Below are 16,182 nucleotides of genomic sequence, written 5' to 3'. Positions count from 1 at the left end.
TTCTGCTTCTCGCTCGGACCGGGAGCCGGACTCAGAGGGCTGTGGCCGACGGCTTCGCCGTGACCTCGGCCGGGGACGGGATGGTCGCCGTCAGGTTGTCGGCGACGGTGCCCACCGGCGGCGGGGTCACAGCCGCGATGGCAGTCGTGATGACGCCTGCGGGCTCTGCGTCCGCGGCGCTCTCGGGGGACTCGCCCTCGACATGGTTGACGTTCGTGTGGTCGATCACCTCGCGGCGCGACACGACCCAGATCGCCGTGCTCGAAGCGATGAGGAAGACGGCCACCAGAGCCGTACCCCAGTCGCCGAAGCCGGTGACGTACTCCGCCAGCGCGCCGACGAGAGCCGCCGCGGGCAGTGTCAGCCCCCACGCCACGAACATCCGGGTCGCTGTCGACCAGCGGACCACGCCGCCCTTGCGACCGAGGCCCGCGCCCATCACCGAACCCGACACCGAGTGCGTGGTGGAGAGGGAGAAGCCGAGGTGGGAGGAGGCCAGGATGACCGTCGCCGCACTGGTCTGGGCGGCGAAGCCCTGCTGGGGCTGAAGGTCGGTAAGACCCTTGCCCATCGTCCGGATGATGCGCCAGCCGCCCAGATACGTGCCGAGCGCGATGGCCAGGCCCGCGGAGAGGATGACCCACACCGGGGGATCGGAGTCGGGGGAGACGGCGCCGCCCGCGACCAGGGCGAGGGTGATGATGCCCATCGTCTTCTGCGCGTCGTTCGTGCCGTGGGCCAGCGACACCAGGCCCGCGGACGCGATCTGGCCGACCCGGAAGCCCTTCTCCGCCGCCTTGCCCTCGGCCCGCCTGGCGCCGAGCCTGTACGACAGCCGGGTCGCCAGCATGGCGGCCATGCCCGCCACCAGCGGGGCGGCGATCGCCGGGATCAGCACCTTCGTCACCAGCACGTCGCCGTGGACGGCGCCCGTGCCCGCCGAGGCGATGGTCGCGCCGATCAGGCCGCCCATCAACGCATGAGAGGAACTGGACGGGAGCCCGACCAGCCAGGTCAGCAGGTTCCAGAGGATCGCCCCGACCAGCGCGGCGAAGATCACCTCGGGACGGATACCGCTCTCGTCCACGAGGCCCTTGGAGATCGTGTTGGCGACCTCGACGGAAAGGAAGGCGCCCACGAGGTTGAGCACGGCCGACATGGCGACCGCGACCTTGGGCTTGAGTGCACCGGTCGAGATGGTGGTGGCCATCGCGTTGGCGGTGTCGTGGAAACCGTTCGTGAAATCGAACGCAAGCGCGGTGACGACCACGATCGCGAGGATCAGCGAGAAGCTTTCCATTTACCCAGATTTCTTTGGGACATCAGTGCCATGTGGACCGTAGGCAATCTGGATGAACGGAAGATGAACTGGTGGGGGATGGCGGGTGACCTGATATGAGGTGCCGCTCCTCCGGATGTGCCGGACGGGTGACGCCCCTTCCTCAGACGCCCTTCGCGAACCGTTCGAGCTGGGCCGACGACCCGTTGAAGAGGTTCTGGTCGCCCGGCAGCGGGCCGCTGTTGTCGTACTGCCAGAACGTCCAGGACTTCCAGCCGCCGGACGGCAGCGCCCCCGCGTCGGCCGCGTCGTAGCGGGCCAGCCACAGCGCGTGCTTCGAGGTGAAGACGCTGCTGCTGTTCGTGCAGGTGTTCCACCAGTGGGCGGTCGTGTAGATGACCGGACGGCGGCCGGTGAGCCGGGCGACCTCGTCGCTGAAGGCCGTGATCCACCTGGCCATCTCCGCCTTGTCGAGGCCGTAGCACTTGTTCTTTCCGTACGGGTTGTACTCGACGTCGAGCGCGGGCGGCAGCGTCCGGCCGTCCGCACGCCAGGCCCCGCCGTTGCGCACGAAGTACCGGGCCTGGGTGATGCCGGACGACCTGTCCGGTAGGGCGAAGTGGTAGGCCCCGCGGATCAGGCCCGCGGCCCGTGAACCGTCGTACTGCCGGCTGAAATACGGACTGCGGTAGGTGTGGGACTCGGTCGCCTTGATGTATACGAAAGCGGCGCCCTTCGCCTTCGCGGACTGCCAGTCGACGTCCTTCTGGTGCGACGAGACGTCGTGCCCCTTCGGCTCCTCCGCCGCGGAGACCGGAACCTCCGTCAGAACGGTCCCGCCGATGGCGAACGCCGCCGCGGTAGCCGCGAGAGCGCGGGAGCGGCGGCGGAAGGCTCGGTGATCACGGGCCATGTGTCCCCCCGGAATGGCTGCGTGCGTGACAAATCTCCAGGAGGCTACTGGAAGATCGAAGGATTTCCGGCGATCTCCGGCCAAAGTGCACGCACGCGCCGATGCGTACGCATACGCGCCCTTGCGGTCACCGGGGTTCCCCCGAAGCGCCCTCGCCCGGAGCCGGTCCGGGACCGCGCCTGGCAGGATCGGGGCATGGCTGAGCAGCGACGGGACGGGCGTGACGTGCGGGACGACGCACAGGGAGCGGGTACGGGGCAGGGGCGCGCCGTGTCCGACGAGACGGCGCGTGCCTGGGCCGGGCTCGTCGAGACCGCTCGCCGCACGGTGGCCGACGGGCTGGTGGTCGGCACCTCGGGCAACGTCTCCGTGCGCGTCGGGGACACCGTCCTGGTAACCCCGTCCGGCGTTCCGTACAGGCGGCTCACCCCCGGCGACATCATCGGCGTCGACCTGACCGGCCGACAGGTCCTCGGCACCCTGACCCCGACGAGCGAACTGCCCATGCATCTCGCCGTCTACCGCGCCACCGACGCCCGCGCCGTCGTCCACACCCACGCCGTCCACGCGACCGCCGTCTCGACGCTCGTCCGAGAGCTGCCGCTGATCCACTACATGGCGGGCGACCTCGGCGGCCCCGTGCGAGTCGCCCCGTACGCGACATACGGCACGGAGGAGTTGGCCGAGAACATGCTCCGGGCCCTGACCGACCGAGCCGCCTGCCTCCTCCAGAACCACGGCACGCTCGCCCACGGTGCCACCCTCGACCAGGCGTACGACCGCACCGCCCAGCTGGAGTGGATGTGCCGCGTCTGGCTGACGGCGTCCTCCGTGCCCGGACTGGCGCCGACGCTGCTGTCGGCGGAACAGGTGGGAGAAGCGGGGGAGCGGCTCAAGGGGTACGGGCAGCGGGGCCGGTAGGGGAGAGGAGTCTCACTCCCACCACGTCCTCCCGCTGGCCGTCGGAGCACTCCGCAAGGAGACTGGGTCCGTGCGCCCAGTCACCGCGACGGCCGCTGCCGTCACCGCAGCCCTGGCAGCAGGCGCCGCCAGTGTCGCCGCCGGCCGCTACGCCAGCGACGCCGCCCTCAAGGCGCCCCCGGGCAGGCCCCTGCCCACCGAGCCCGTGCTCACCGTGCACTCCACCGCCGCCGGCCGGGTCGTGCTCACCCGCGCCCTGGCCTCCCAGCGCCCCGGAACCTACGGCCTCGCCGGTGACGGAACCCACGCCGTCGTCGGTCCCGTCCTGGACCAAGCGGCCCACTCCGCCGACACCGTCGTACGCCGCCTCGAACGGGTCACCCACGGCACCCTGGAACCCCGCGACAAGGTCTGGCTCACCCCGAACGTGCACGTCGGCGATCCCGGCAGCGCCCTCGGACTCGACCACCTCGACACCGAGATCCCCGGCGAACTCGGCGCGCTGCCCGCCTGGTTCGTGCCCGGGGCCCGCACCACCTGGGTGATCACCGTGCACGGCCTCGGCGCCACCCGCGAGCACCCCCTGAACGTCCTGCCGTTCCTGCACCGCCAGCAGTTCCCGGTCCTGAACCTCGCCTACCGGGGCGATCCCGGCGCGCCCCGGCCCCAGGACGGCCTGGGCCACCTCGGCGAGACCGAGTGGCGCGACCTCGACGCGGCGATCCGGTACGCCCTGAGCCACGGCGCCGAGCACGTCGTCCTCTACGGCTGGTCCACCGGCGCCACCATGGCCCTGCGGGCCGCCACCCACTCCGCGCTGCGCGACCGGGTCTCCGGGCTGGTCCTGGACTCGCCGGTGCTCAGTTGGGAGACCACCCTGCGCGCCCTCGCCACGGCCCGCCGCACCCCGGGCGCGCTGCTCCCGCTGGCGGTGCGCGCCGCCCAGGGCCGCACAGGTCTGCACGGCGACCGTGTCGACCACGCCGCCGACCCCGCCCGGCTCCCCGTCCCGGCCCTGATCCTCCACGGCCCCGCCGACACGATCGCCCCCTGGGGCCCCTCCCGCCGTCTCGCGGCCCGCCGCCCCGACCTCGTCACCCTGCACCAGGTCCCGGACGCCCCGCACGGCGCGATGTGGAACGCGGACCCGGCGACGTACGAGGAGACCCTGCGCCGCTTCCTCACCCCGCTGATGTAGACGACCGGGCCGCCCGGCCGTCGTCGGCCCCGCCTGTCGCCCGCCGTGCGAAACCGCTGGTCCGCAGCCCTTCGCTCCCACACCGCCACACGATGCGCCCCCTTCCGTTTAAGCCTGGACCACTGGCTTGAACACCCCCCTGGACCCCTGACCGACCCCCCTCCCTTGGCCAGCCCTGTGGCCCGCCGTGACATTCCGTTTGGGTTTTCGGACCGTCAACCGGAAGACTGCACCCGTGACGTCCCGTATCCCGCGCGACTCCAGGCTTCGACTTGTCCGCCCGCGACCCCTGGCCGCCGCCCCACGAGCGATGAACCAGCGGCGCTCGCGCCGCCCCGCCCCGCGTCCGCCCGAGGGCACACCGGCCCCGGCGGAACTGGCCAGAATGGCCCGCTCCGGTCTGGCCGGCGCGGCCCGCGTGGCCCGCTGGGCCGACCCCTCCCTGAGGCCCGGCCATGACGGCGGGTCGTCCGACGGCAGGGGCGCCCTGTCCGACGCGACCGCCGAACGGGCCGCCGCCGAACTTGGGCTGAGCCCGGATCAGGTCCGCCACGACTGGGACACCGCCCGGCTCGCCGGCCTCGTCGAGGTACATGGCGACATCGCGCGCCCCGGCTGGCGCCTGCGCGCCTGGAACCGTGACGACAGTGCCGTACTGCGCGGCTGGGTCGCCCTCTTCGACGCCTGGTCGATCGCCCACCCGGAGGCCGCGGACCACGAGCCCGCCGCCGTCGCCGAGGTCGTCTCCGCGATGCCCCAGGTGCTCTCCTTCCTCCAGCTCTCCGCGGGGCCCGTCCCCATGGAGCAGCTCCTGGACCTCCTGGAGCAGCGGGTCACGGAACTGCGCACCGAGCGCTGCGAGGTCCCTTACGGCCCCCAGCCCGAGCCGCTGCCGCAGCAGCCCGAGGCCACCGCCGTCGACACCCCGCTCGCCCCCCTCCTCGACTGGGCCCTGCACGCCCTGGCCTCCGTCGGCGCCCTCACCTACGGCGACGGCCATGCCACGCTCACCCCGCTCGGCAGCTGGGCGGTGTGGGTCAAGCTGGAGCAGATCTGTGTCGCCGCGCAGAGCCCGGCCGGCAACATCGAGCAGAACGCCGAGGACATGCTGCGCGGCTGCTCCCAGCTGCGTCCCAACGCGGCCCGCGCCGAGTACCGGGCCTGGCTCGCCGCCCGCCCCGTCGGCAGCGCCGTCGCCGAGCTCCTCGACGCCGCCCGTGGCGAGGACGCCCTGCTGCGCGGTCTCGCCTTCGAGGCGCTCCGCGTGGTCGGCGGCCCCGCCGAGCCCGATGTGCGCGCCGTGACGGAGAAGACCCCGCTGCGGCCGTACGCCCTGCTGTGGCTGGCCGAGCACGACGGGATCGACCCGGAGGACGCCCACGAGGTGCTCACCCGCGAGGAGGCCACCTGGATGTGGGTCGACACCGCCGCGGCCGTCGCCGACCACGGTGAGGCGCCGCTGCTCGTGCGGCATCTGGAGTCCGCGGTGCAGCCGACCATCCCCGCGCTTCTCGACGAGGTGAGCGCGGTCGGCCACCCCCGCACCGTCCAGGTCCTGGTCGCCCTCGCCGCCGCCCACCCCGACCCGGCCCTCGCCAAGGCGGTCCGCCGGGCCGCCTTCCAGGTGCACACCGGAGGCAGCTGAAGGCTCCGCCGGCTGCGCGGTTGGTGTCGCGGGCCGGTGTGGCCCGGCCGTGCCCACGCGGCGGAGCCGCACCGCCACAGTCGCCCGCCCTCGCGGGACGCGGTGGCGCGCCGGGTTTTTCCACCGAGGCCGCGCAGTCGTACCGCACGGCCGCCTCGGGCTGCCCTGGGGCTGGACGGGGTCAGGCCTGTATCTCGGGCGCGTAGGTGCCGAAGCTCCAGATGTTGCCCTCGATGTCGCGTGCCATGTAGTCGCGCGAGCCGTAGTCCTGGTCGGTCGGGGGCATCAGGATCTCCGCGCCGTGCTCGACGGCCTGCTGGTGGTGTGCGTCGACATCGTCCACGACGACGTACACCCCGCAGGGGCCCGCGTCCTTCATCGCCGTGTCGAAGACGCCGCCGCGGCCCTTCGAGCCGAGCATCACCGCGCCGTTGCCCTGCACCAGTTCGGCGTGCAGCACCGAGCCGTCCTCCCCCTCGTACACCGACGCCTCGGTGAAGCCGAAAGCCTCCGTGAGCTGCCGGATCGCCGCTTTCGCGTCCGCGTACACCAGTGTCGGGTAGACGCTGGGACGCCCGCCGCTCGTGCCTGCCATGCCCATCACACTCCCTAGGTCCCGCTGCCGGAGAACCGGAGACCGGACGACCGGAAACCGGAAAGAACGGCCTGCGCCCAGTCTTGCACCGGCCACTGACAACGCCTCGGCAAGCAGCCCCACCGCCCGTCCCGTCCCGCTGCCCCGCTCAGCGGAACGTGTCGCAGCGGGCCGTGTCCCCGGTGCGGTACCCCTCGTGGAACCACTGCTGCCGCTGCTTCGCCGAGCCGTGCGTCCATGTCTCCGGTGTCACCCGGCCCTGGAAGCGCTCCTGGATGCGGTCGTCGCCCACGGCCGCCGCCGCGTCCAGGCCGTCCCGGATGTCGGCGTCGGTGAGGCTGGTGATCAGCGGGCGGCCCGTCGACTCGTCGTTCGTCGTGGTCGCGTGGTGGGCCCACACACCCGCGTAGCAGTCCGCCTGGAGCTCCACGCGTACCGCGTTGCTGTTCGTGCCCGTACGGCCGTCCTGGGACCTGCCCAGGGTGCCCATGAGGTCCTGGACATGGTGCCCGTACTCGTGTGCCACCACGTACGCCTGTGCGAACGGGCCACCGCCGGCGCCGAACGTCGTCCGCAGCTCGTCGAAGAAGCCCAGGTCCAGATAGACCTTGCGGTCGCCGGGACAGTAGAACGGGCCCACCGCGGAGGTCGCCGTACCGCACGCGGTGCCCACCCGCTCGCTGAAGACCACGGTCGGCGACCGCGTGTACGTGCCCCGGCCGCGCGCGAACTCCCCGTCCCAGAAGTCCTGGACGCTGTTGACCACCGCCACGATGCGGCAGTCGTCCTCGGTGTTCGCGTCCCGGCCGGTACGACAGCTCTGCTGCACCTGCGCGAGGGAGGAGGAGGTCGCCGTGGGCCCGTCGCCGCCGGAGGACAGACCCAGCTGGTCCGGACCGACCCCGAAGAACAGTCCCAGGAGCAGCGCGAGCAGGACACCGACGCCACCCCCGACGGTCGCTCTGCCACCCGGGACACGGCTGCCCCGTACGTCCTGCACCTCGGAGGTGTCGAGATCGGCGTCGTCGTCGAACTGCATGGCGTCATCCTCATACGCCGCCTGAGCTGCGGCGCCGGACGGAGGGCCGAACGGGGGACCCGGCCCGAACACCGGCACGCAGAGAAAGTGCTTGCACGACCCCGTTAGACTTGCCCCATGGCCTGTCTCCTCGCGCATTAGACGGCGGGAAAGTCCTCAGCCGCCCACCCCGCCAACAACCCCGCCCTGGAGTCTGTCCGTGATCTCCGCTTCCGGTATCGAGCTGCGCGCCGGCGCCCGTGTCCTCATCGAGTCCGCCACCTTCCGTATCACCAAGGGCGACCGCATCGGCCTGGTCGGCCGCAACGGCGCCGGCAAGACGACCCTCACCAAGGTCCTCGCGGGCGAGGGCATCCCCGCGGCGGGCCAGATCGCCCGCTCCGGCGAGGTCGGCTACCTCCCCCAGGACCCCCGCACCGGCGACCTGGACGTGCTGGCGAGCGACCGCATCCTCTCCGCGCGCGGCCTGGACATCCTGATCCGCAAGATGCGCGAGAACGAGCAGCGCATCGCCAACGGCTCGGGCGCCACGCGCGAGAAGGCCATGCGGCAGTACGAGCGGCAGGAGACGGAGTTCCTCACCAAGGGCGGCTACTCCGCGGAGGCCGAGGCCGCCACCATCGCCGCCGCGCTCAACCTGCCCGACCGGGTGCTCGGCCAGCCCCTGCACACGCTCTCCGGTGGTCAGCGCCGCCGAATCGAGCTGGCCCGCATCCTGTTCTCTGACGCGGACACCCTGCTGCTCGACGAGCCGACCAACCACCTCGACGCGGACTCCATCGTCTGGCTGCGCGACTACCTGAAGACCTACCGCGGTGGCTTCATCGTGATCTCCCACGATGTCGAGCTGGTGGAGACGGTCGTCAACAAGGTGTTCTACCTCGACGCCAACCGGGCCCAGATCGACGTCTACAACATGGGCTGGAAGCTCTACCAGCAGCAGCGCGAGGCCGACGAGAAGCGCCGCAAGCGCGAGCGCCAGAACGCCGAGAAGAAGGCCGCCGCGCTGAACGCGCAGGCCGACAAGATGCGCGCCAAGGCCACCAAGACGGTCGCCGCGCAGAACATGGCCAAGCGCGCCGACCGGCTGCTCGCCGGGCTCGACGCGGTCCGGGTCTCCGACAAGGTCGCCAAGCTGCGCTTCCCCGAGCCCGCGCCCTGCGGCAAGACCCCGCTCATGGCGGAGGGCCTGTCGAAGTCGTACGGCTCCCTGGAGATCTTCACCGACGTCGACCTGGCCATCGACAAGGGGTCCAGGGTCGTCATCCTCGGCCTGAACGGCGCCGGCAAGACGACCCTCCTGCGCCTGCTCGGCGGCGCCGAGAAGCCCGACACCGGCGAGGTCATCGAGGGCCACGGCCTCAAGCTCGGCTACTACGCGCAGGAGCACGAGACCCTCGACCCCGAGCGCTCGGTCCTGGAGAACATGCGCTCCGCCAACCCCGACCTGGACCTGGTCGAGGTCCGCAAGACGCTCGGCTCGTTCCTGTTCTCCGGCGACGACGTCGACAAGCCCGCCGGTGTCCTCTCCGGTGGGGAGAAGACCCGCCTCGCGCTCGCGACCCTCGTGGTCTCCTCCGCGAACGTGCTCCTTCTCGACGAACCGACGAACAACCTCGACCCGGCCAGCCGCGAGGAGATCCTCGGCGCGCTGCGCACGTACAAGGGTGCCGTCGTCCTCGTCACCCACGACGAGGGCGCCGTACACGCGCTCCAGCCGGAGCGGATCATCCTGCTGCCGGACGGCGTCGAGGACCTGTGGGGAGCCGACTACGCGGACCTGGTGGCTCTCGCCTGACCGCTTGTCGGTGGTCACGGTCACTTGATCGAATCGCTGATCCACTTCCACTGGATCATTCGGCCGATCCGTGATCCATCATCTGAGTGAGATCTCCTCATACCGAGGTGTGTCCTACATCCTTTTCACGGCCGGGCCCTTCATCGACAAGGGCCCGGCCGTCGCGCGTTCCTGACCAGGCACTTCGCGGAACAACTCGTTCGGCCGTACGGACAAGCGCGTGCGGAATTACTAATTCCGCTTGTGGGGATGCGCTCCTGTCGTCAAAACCTTGTCGCATGGACCTTGCCGAATGGGTGGCCATGACGCCCTCGAGGGGTGATCATGAGAGGACCAGAGCGCACTTCCGCACGAGGAGGCACGGGTGGCCGAGACTCTGAAGAAGGGCAGCCGGGTGACCGGCGCCGCGCGCGACAAGCTCGCGGCAGACCTGAAGAAGAAGTACGACTCCGGTGCGAGCATTCGAGCGCTGGCCGAAGAAACCGGTCGCTCGTATGGCTTCGTACACCGGATGCTCAGCGAGTCGGGCGTCACGCTCCGTGGCCGGGGCGGGGCGACACGGGGCAAGAAGGCCGCTTCGGCCTGATCCCCGACGACTCGTCGGCTTCGATGGTGACCACCCGGTCGGTCGGCTGACCGGCCGGGTGGTTACTGTGCAGTCACTTAGGTGCGTCCCGCAGGGGGCATGCACCTGATCCGACCGCACTCATCGGAGGCGCCCCATGGCTTCGTTCGACCAGGACGTCGTTGGTCAAGGTCCCGAAGTTCCCGTACTCGACAAGGACGGCGTACGGCTCACCGTCGACGACGCGGTCGCCACGGTGACGCTGACCAACCCGGCCAAGCGCAACGCGCAGAGCCCCGCTCTGTGGCGGGCGCTGGCCGAGGCGGGACGGCTGCTGCCGGGCACCGTGCGTGTCGTCGTGCTGCGCGCCGAGGGCAAGTCGTTCTCGGCCGGACTCGACCGACAGGCGTTCACGCCCGAGGGGTTCGACGGCGAGCCGTCGTTCATCGATCTCGCACGCAGCGACGACGCCACCCTGGACGGCACCATCGCCGGATACCAGGAGGGCTTCACCTGGTGGCGGCGCAGTGACCTCGTGTCCATCGCCGTTGTCCAGGGTCACGCCGTCGGCGCGGGCTTTCAGCTCGCGCTCGCCTGTGACCTGCGCGTCGTCGCCGACGACGTGCAGTTCGCCATGCGCGAGACCAGCCTGGGCCTCGTCCCCGACCTGACGGGCACCCATCCGCTCGTCGGCCTGGTCGGCTACGCCCGCGCGCTGGAGATCTGCGCGACCGGCCGCTTCGTCCAGGCCGAGGAGGCCGTGAACACGGGCCTCGCCAACATCGCCGTACCGGTCGAGCGGCTCGACGACGCCGTACGCGACCTGTCGGCCGCGCTGCTCGCCGCACCCCGCGACGCCCTGGTCGAGACGAAGGCGCTGCTGCGCGGTGTCCAGGGCCGGACGTACGACGAACAGCGCACCGCCGAACGTGCCGCCCAGGCGCGCCGCCTGCGGGACCTGGCGGGCGTCGGCGACTGACGCGCCCGCACCCGTCCATGAGGGGCCGCTGCCGATGGGCAGCGGCCCCTGGTCTTCCTCCGAACGCCGGCCCGCATCCGCATCGCCTGCTTGCCGCATCCCCGGCGCGAGTCCGCCCGACCCCACCTACTGTGGTTCGTGGAGGACGACCGAAAGGGATGTACGGCGATGACCGACATGACCCAGCGGAACCGGCCCGAGCGGCCCGAGAACGAGGGCGTCGACCCGCTGTCCGCCCAGCCCCGGAAGACGAACGTCACCAAGCGCGGCGGTGGTGACCCGGCCGAACGGGGGCGCACCACGATCGCCGACGGAGTCGTCGAGAAGATCGCCGGGCTCGCCGCCCGTGACGTCCTCGGGGTGCACGCCATGGGCAGTGGTCTGTCCCGGACCTTCGGCGCGGTCCGCGACCGGGTGCCGGGCGGTGCCTCGAAGTCCGTGTCCCGCGGTGTGAAGGCCGAGGTCGGCGAGGTGCAGACGGCCCTCGATCTGGAGATCGTCGTGGAGTACGGCGTCTCGATCGGCGACGTCGCCCGGGCCGTGCGGGAGAACGTCATCGCGGCCGTCGAGCGGATGACCGGCCTTGAGGTCGTCGAGGTCAACATCGCGGTGACGGACGTCAAGCTGCCCGACGAAGAGGAAGAAGAAGCCGAGCCCCGGCTGCAGTGACGGATTCGGGGTATCGGAAAGGAACCGGGAAGGCAGGGCAGCATGAGCATCGCCGTGATCGGCATGATCGCCGGAATGGCGCTGGGATTCGCCGGGTACTTCGGCGGCTTCGGAGCGTTTCTGCTGGTGGCGGCCCTGGGCGCCCTCGGCTTCGTCGTCGGCCGGTTCCTGGAGGGCGACCTGGACCTGGGCGACTTCTTCCGCACGCGCGACGACAGACGGCGGTGATGCCCCGTGGCCGAGGAGCAGGCCGGTGGGGAGCGGTCCGGGGAAACCCGCAAGCCCGGCAGGGCACCTGTGGTCGTGCCTCCGGGTGAACGCGGTGCCACCCGGATCGCGGACCGGGTCGTCGCGAAGATCGCCGCACAGGCGGCCCGCGAGGCCCTCGCCGAGCTGCCCCCGGACGCGGTACCTCCACACGCCACGGTCGTCGTCCACCACGACAGGGCCCGCGTCCGGGTGAGCCTCGAACTCCCGTATCCCTCCGATATCGGTGGCCAGTGCGCGACAGTGCGTGATCGGGTCGCTTCGCGGGTACACGCCCTGGCGGGAATGGACGTGCCGGAGGTCGCCGTCGAGATCGAGCGGCTGCACCTGGCACCGCCGCACGGTGCGGCACCAGGGAAGGCACAGGGGAGGACGCGATGAGCGAGCCCCAGGGCTTCGACGGCTCAGGGAACACCCGACGACTGCCAGTACTGGAGAAAACGGACGACGCGGACGACAAGGCGATCGGCACCACCGGACCGGGGCAGTCCTCGTCCGTCCACGACCCCCTGCCCACCCTCGGCGACGCGGACAACGCCCCCCGTGGCCGCCGCTTCTGGTCGGCGCGCCGGGTCCCCGCGGCCGTCCTCGCGCTGCTGCTCCTCCTCGGCGCGGGCGCGTTCCTCTACGACATCACCGCCGTACGCGCCCACCGCCCGGCGATGAGTTGGCGCAGGTCCCTCGCCGGACAGCTCGCGGAGCGCCCCCTCGACGACACCTGGGTCCTGGTCGGAGCCGCCCTCGCCGTGGTCCTCGGCGCCTGGCTGCTCGTCCTCGCCGCCACACCCGGCCTGCGCGGTGTTCTGCCGATGCGGCGCACCCACGCCGATGTCCGGGCCGGTCTGCACCGGGCCGCCGCCGCGATGGTGCTGCGCGACCGGGTCATGGAGGTGTCCGGCATTCAGTCGGTCCGGGTCCGGATGACCCGTACCAGGGCCGACGTCCGCGCGGTCTCCCACTTCCGCGAACTCGACGACGTACGGGCCGACCTGGACGCCGTGCTCGCCGACGGGATCAGGAGCCTGGGACTGTCCCGGCCGCCGGTCCTGTCGGTGCGTGTCGCCCGCCCCGGCCGGAAGGGGTGAGGACGGATGCCACGCATCGTCAACCGTGTACTGCTGGGCCTCGTGGGCCTGGCCCTGATCGTCGTCGGCGGCTCGGTACTGGCCATGGGTCTGGGCAGCCGATGGCCGACGTGGTGGATCCACGACGACCGCCACGACGTACTGCTGAGCGACGCCGAACGGACCCGCTACCACGACGCCGGCTGGTGGTGGCCGACGGTGCTGGCCGTCCTGGCCCTCGTGGTCCTCCTGGCCCTGTGGTGGCTGGCCGCGGTACTCCGCCGACGCCGCCTCACCGAGGTCCTGGTCGACACGGGCGACGGCGAGGGCGCCCTCCTGCGAGGCCGGGCCATGGAGAACGCGGTGGCAGGAGAAGCGGCCCGCCTGGAAGGCGTGGAACGAGCCCATGTCACCCTGACGGGCCGACGCACAGCACCCGAGGCCCGAGTCCAGCTCCTTCTGCAGCCACACGCGGCACCGGGCGAGGCGGTGACCCGCCTCACGGCGGAGGCCCTGGCGAACGCCCGTGACTCGGCGGGCCTCAAGTCGCTGCCGACAGAGGTGGACCTGAGGGCCGTCAAGCACCGCGCGGAAAGGGTCAACTAGTGGTCAGAACTCAGAACCCATGCCGCATCCCTCCGTCGACAGGCAGCATGACCCCCGTCAGATAGCTTGCCGCGGGCGAAAGGAGAAACGCCGCCGTACGCCCGAACTCCTCCGGCCGCCCGTACCGCCGCAACGGAATCCGTGACTCGTTGGCGACCCGGGTCGCACCCGGGTCGGCCGACAACCCGTCCAGCTCGCGCACACGATCCGTGTCGATGCGCGCCGGCAGCAACCCCACAACCCGGATCCCCCGCGGCCCCACCTCGTCCGCGAGGGACTTGGCGAACCCGGCGAGCCCCGGCCGCAGGCCGTTGGAGATGGTCAGCCCCGGAATCGGCTCGTGCACCGACCCGGACAGCACGAACCCGACGACCCCGCCCGCCTCCAGCTCCGCGACCGCCGTGCGGGCCAGCCGTACCGCCCCCAGGAACACCGAGTCGAACGCGGCCTGCCACTGCTCGTCCGTGTTGTCGGCGACGAACCCGGGCGCCGGGCCGCCCACGCTGATGAGGATGCCGTTGAAGCGCCCGAAGTGCTCGCGGGCCGCCGCGACGAGCCGCTGGGCGACCTCCGGGTCGGAGTTGTCCGCGGCCACCCCCACCGCCCCCGGGCCCAGTTCGGCCGCGGCCTCCGCGACCGTCTTCTCGTCCCGCCCCGTGATGACCACCTTCGCGCCGTCGGCGACGAGTTCGCGCGCGGCGGCGTTGCCCAGTCCACGGGTGGCTCCGGTGACGACGTACACGCGGTCCTTCAGTCCAAGATCCATGGTCCCTATCCTGCCCGCTCCTCGCCGTACAGGGCGAGGGCTGTGTTGACGAGGCCGATGTGGCTGAACGCCTGGGGGAAGTTGCCGAGCTGGCGGTCGGCGACCGGGTCGTACTCCTCCGCCAGCAGTCCCACGTCGTTGGTGAGACCGACCAGGCGTTCGAAGAGCGCGCGTGCCTCGTTCGTGCGGCCGATCATGTGCAGGGCGTCCGCCAGCCAGAACGAGCAGGCCAGGAACACGCCCTCGTCACCGGGCAGTCCGTCGACCACCGGACCGTCCGTGCTGTAGCGGCGTACGAATCCGCCGTGCCCCAGCTTGTCCCTGACGGCGTCGACGGTGCCGACGATCCTCGGGTCGTCCGGGGGCAGGAAGCCGACGCGGGGCAACAGCAGCACGGCGGCGTCGAGTTCGCGGGAGCCGTAGAACTGCGTGAACGTGTTCCGTTCCGGGTCGTAGCCGCGTTCGCACACCTCCCGGTGCACCTCGTCGCGCATCGCCCGCCAGCCTTCGAGGTCGCCGCCGTTGAGCTTCGGGTTGAGTTCGAGCTGACGCACCGCGCGGTCCGCCGCCACCCAGGCCATCACCTTCGAGTGCACGAAGTGCCGGCGCGGGCCGCGCACCTCCCACAGCCCCTCGTCCGGTTGCCGCCACGCCGTCCGAAGGAACTCCATCAGCGCCACCTGTACCCGCCACATGTGCGGCTTGGACGGCAGCCCCGAACGCCGGGCCAGCGCCAGCGAGTCGATCACCTCGCCGTACACGTCGAGCTGGAGCTGCCGTACGGCCGCGTTGCCGATCCGCACCGGGGCGGAGCCGCCGAAGCCGGGCAGCCAGTCCAGCTCGAACTCGGGCAGTCGGCGCTCACCGGCGAGCCCGTACATGATCTGGAGGTCCGCCGGGTCGCCCGCGACCGCCCGCAGCAGCCAGTCACGCCAGCTCTCGGCCTCCTCGTGGTAGCCCGCCGACAGCAGCGCGTTCAGGGTGAGCGTGGAGTCGCGCAGCCAGCAGTAGCGGTAGTCCCAGTTGCGTACGCCGCCCAGTTCCTCGGGGAGGGAGGTGGTGGGGGCGGCCACGATGCCGCCGGTCGGCGCGTACGTCAGCGACTTCAGCGTGATCAGCGAGCGCACGACGGCGTCCCGGTGCGGCCCGGCGTACGTACAACGGGCCGACCACGCCTCCCAATCCTCGACGGCCGTGTCCAGCGCCTCGTACGGGTCGACGAACGGCGGATGCGCCTCGTGCGAGGGATGCCAGGTCAGTACGAACGCGACCCGTTCGCCCTCGGCGACGGTGAACTCCGAGTGCGTGGTGAAGTCCCGGCCCCAGGTGCGCACCCCTTCGTCGGTGCGCAGCCACACCGAGTCCGGCCCCGCGACGGCCACCCGGTGCCCGTTCACCCGGCGCATCCACGGCACGATCGCCCCGTAGTCGAACCGCAGCCGCAGCGTGCTGCGGACGGTCACCTCGCCGCGTACGCCCTCGATGATCCGTACGAGATCGGGAGCCCGGTGGCGCTGTGGCATCAGGTCGGTGACGCGTACCGCGCCCTCGTCCGTCTCCCATTCGGTGTCGAGGACGAGGGTTCCGGGCCGGTAGCCCCGCCGGGTGCAGCGATCGGCGCCCTCGGGGGCGATCCGCCAGTGCCCGTTGCGCTCGTCGCCGAGGAGCGCGGCGAAACAGGCGGCCGAGTCGAAGCGGGGCAGGCAGAGCCAGTCGACGGAACCGTTCATGCCGACGAGCGCGGCGGTCTGGTGGTCCCCGATGAGGGCGTAGTCCTCGATACGGGGGATGCGGTGATTCTGATGGGGGTGCACGACGTGCGGGTTCCCGCTGTGGGGCCCCGGCATTCGGACGAGATCGTCCTGTCACACGCCGGAA

The 16,182-nt window shown here is 71.5% G+C and carries 17 protein-coding genes; 11 read left to right on the top strand and 6 right to left on the bottom strand.

Annotation, left to right across the window (positions count from 1 at the left end; genetic code table 11):
* Nucleotides 1–31 precede the first annotated feature (31 nt).
* Both OHN74_RS09005 and OHN74_RS09000 read right to left on the bottom strand, forming a co-directional pair.
* Nucleotides 32–1,300 (bottom strand): inorganic phosphate transporter, encoded by a 1,269-nt coding sequence (locus tag OHN74_RS09005; RefSeq protein ID WP_327693996.1) that lies wholly within the window; start codon nucleotides 1,298–1,300, stop codon nucleotides 32–34.
* Between the two features lie 142 nt (nucleotides 1,301–1,442).
* On the bottom strand, nucleotides 1,443–2,192 hold the full coding sequence (locus OHN74_RS09000) for a lysozyme (RefSeq protein ID WP_327693995.1): 750 nt from the start codon (nucleotides 2,190–2,192) through the stop codon (nucleotides 1,443–1,445).
* Nucleotides 2,193–2,387: 195 nt separating this feature from the next.
* Here OHN74_RS09000 and OHN74_RS08995 point away from each other — a divergent pair, with 195 nt between their 5' ends.
* The 3 genes from OHN74_RS08995 (at nucleotide 2,388) to OHN74_RS08985 (ending at nucleotide 5,956) form a co-directional block, all read left to right on the top strand.
* Entirely contained in the window at nucleotides 2,388–3,113 is a 726-nt protein-coding gene (locus tag OHN74_RS08995; protein WP_327693994.1) for a class II aldolase/adducin family protein, read from the top strand.
* Between the two features lie 70 nt (nucleotides 3,114–3,183).
* Nucleotides 3,184–4,311 carry an alpha/beta hydrolase family protein gene (locus OHN74_RS08990; RefSeq protein ID WP_327693993.1) on the top strand — a complete coding sequence of 376 codons (1,128 nt, stop codon included), beginning with the start codon at nucleotides 3,184–3,186 and terminating at the stop codon, nucleotides 4,309–4,311.
* A gap of 235 nt (nucleotides 4,312–4,546) precedes the next feature.
* A complete protein-coding gene (locus OHN74_RS08985) occupies nucleotides 4,547–5,956 on the top strand; it encodes a hypothetical protein (protein WP_327693992.1) in 1,410 nt (469 codons plus the stop codon).
* A 181-nt stretch (nucleotides 5,957–6,137) separates the two neighbouring features.
* Here the strand turns inward: OHN74_RS08985 and OHN74_RS08980 are convergent, their stop codons facing one another.
* Nucleotides 6,138–6,551: a VOC family protein gene (locus OHN74_RS08980; protein WP_327693991.1), complete on the bottom strand. Its 414-nt coding sequence runs from the start codon at nucleotides 6,549–6,551 to the stop codon at nucleotides 6,138–6,140.
* Nucleotides 6,552–6,699: 148 nt separating this feature from the next.
* Nucleotides 6,700–7,590 (bottom strand): KPN_02809 family neutral zinc metallopeptidase, encoded by an 891-nt coding sequence (gene ypfJ, locus OHN74_RS08975; protein ID WP_327693990.1) that lies wholly within the window; start codon nucleotides 7,588–7,590, stop codon nucleotides 6,700–6,702.
* A 199-nt stretch (nucleotides 7,591–7,789) separates the two neighbouring features.
* Between ypfJ and OHN74_RS08970 the strand changes: the two genes are divergently transcribed.
* The 8 genes from OHN74_RS08970 to amaP all read left to right on the top strand — a co-directional run bounded on the left by OHN74_RS08970 (nucleotide 7,790) and on the right by amaP (nucleotide 13,538).
* Nucleotides 7,790–9,388: an ABC-F family ATP-binding cassette domain-containing protein gene (locus OHN74_RS08970; protein ID WP_327693989.1), complete on the top strand. Its 1,599-nt coding sequence runs from the start codon at nucleotides 7,790–7,792 to the stop codon at nucleotides 9,386–9,388.
* A 364-nt stretch (nucleotides 9,389–9,752) separates the two neighbouring features.
* Nucleotides 9,753–9,974: a helix-turn-helix domain-containing protein gene (locus OHN74_RS08965; RefSeq protein WP_006123601.1), complete on the top strand. Its 222-nt coding sequence runs from the start codon at nucleotides 9,753–9,755 to the stop codon at nucleotides 9,972–9,974.
* 136 nt (nucleotides 9,975–10,110) lie between these two features.
* Complete coding sequence (locus OHN74_RS08960; RefSeq protein ID WP_327693988.1) at nucleotides 10,111–10,932, top strand: enoyl-CoA hydratase/isomerase family protein; 822 nt, start codon at nucleotides 10,111–10,113, stop codon at nucleotides 10,930–10,932.
* Between the two features lie 168 nt (nucleotides 10,933–11,100).
* The gene (locus OHN74_RS08955; RefSeq protein ID WP_327693987.1) at nucleotides 11,101–11,601 is read left to right on the top strand and encodes an Asp23/Gls24 family envelope stress response protein; all 501 of its coding nucleotides are present in this window, start codon (nucleotides 11,101–11,103) and stop codon (nucleotides 11,599–11,601) included.
* 42 nt (nucleotides 11,602–11,643) lie between these two features.
* Nucleotides 11,644–11,829 (top strand): hypothetical protein, encoded by a 186-nt coding sequence (locus OHN74_RS08950; protein ID WP_044472255.1) that lies wholly within the window; start codon nucleotides 11,644–11,646, stop codon nucleotides 11,827–11,829.
* Nucleotides 11,830–11,835: 6 nt separating this feature from the next.
* Nucleotides 11,836–12,249: a hypothetical protein gene (locus OHN74_RS08945; RefSeq protein ID WP_327693986.1), complete on the top strand. Its 414-nt coding sequence runs from the start codon at nucleotides 11,836–11,838 to the stop codon at nucleotides 12,247–12,249.
* On the top strand, nucleotides 12,246–12,953 hold the full coding sequence (locus tag OHN74_RS08940; RefSeq protein WP_327693985.1) for a DUF6286 domain-containing protein: 708 nt from the start codon (nucleotides 12,246–12,248) through the stop codon (nucleotides 12,951–12,953). The genes OHN74_RS08945 and OHN74_RS08940 overlap by 4 nt, the downstream gene beginning before the upstream one ends.
* A 6-nt stretch (nucleotides 12,954–12,959) precedes the next feature.
* Complete coding sequence (gene amaP, locus OHN74_RS08935; protein ID WP_327693984.1) at nucleotides 12,960–13,538, top strand: alkaline shock response membrane anchor protein AmaP; 579 nt, start codon at nucleotides 12,960–12,962, stop codon at nucleotides 13,536–13,538.
* 10 nt (nucleotides 13,539–13,548) lie between these two features.
* Here the strand turns inward: amaP and OHN74_RS08930 are convergent, their stop codons facing one another.
* Nucleotides 13,549–14,304 (bottom strand): SDR family oxidoreductase, encoded by a 756-nt coding sequence (locus OHN74_RS08930; protein WP_327693983.1) that lies wholly within the window; start codon nucleotides 14,302–14,304, stop codon nucleotides 13,549–13,551.
* A 5-nt stretch (nucleotides 14,305–14,309) separates the two neighbouring features.
* Nucleotides 14,310–16,151 carry a glycoside hydrolase family 15 protein gene (locus OHN74_RS08925; protein WP_327693982.1) on the bottom strand — a complete coding sequence of 614 codons (1,842 nt, stop codon included), beginning with the start codon at nucleotides 16,149–16,151 and terminating at the stop codon, nucleotides 14,310–14,312.
* Nucleotides 16,152–16,182 lie beyond the last annotated feature (31 nt).

The organism is Streptomyces sp. NBC_00459 (assembly GCF_036013955.1).
Taxonomy (GTDB): Bacteria; Actinomycetota; Actinomycetes; order Streptomycetales; family Streptomycetaceae; genus Streptomyces.
This window is presented reverse-complemented; position numbering and strand designations above follow the sequence as displayed.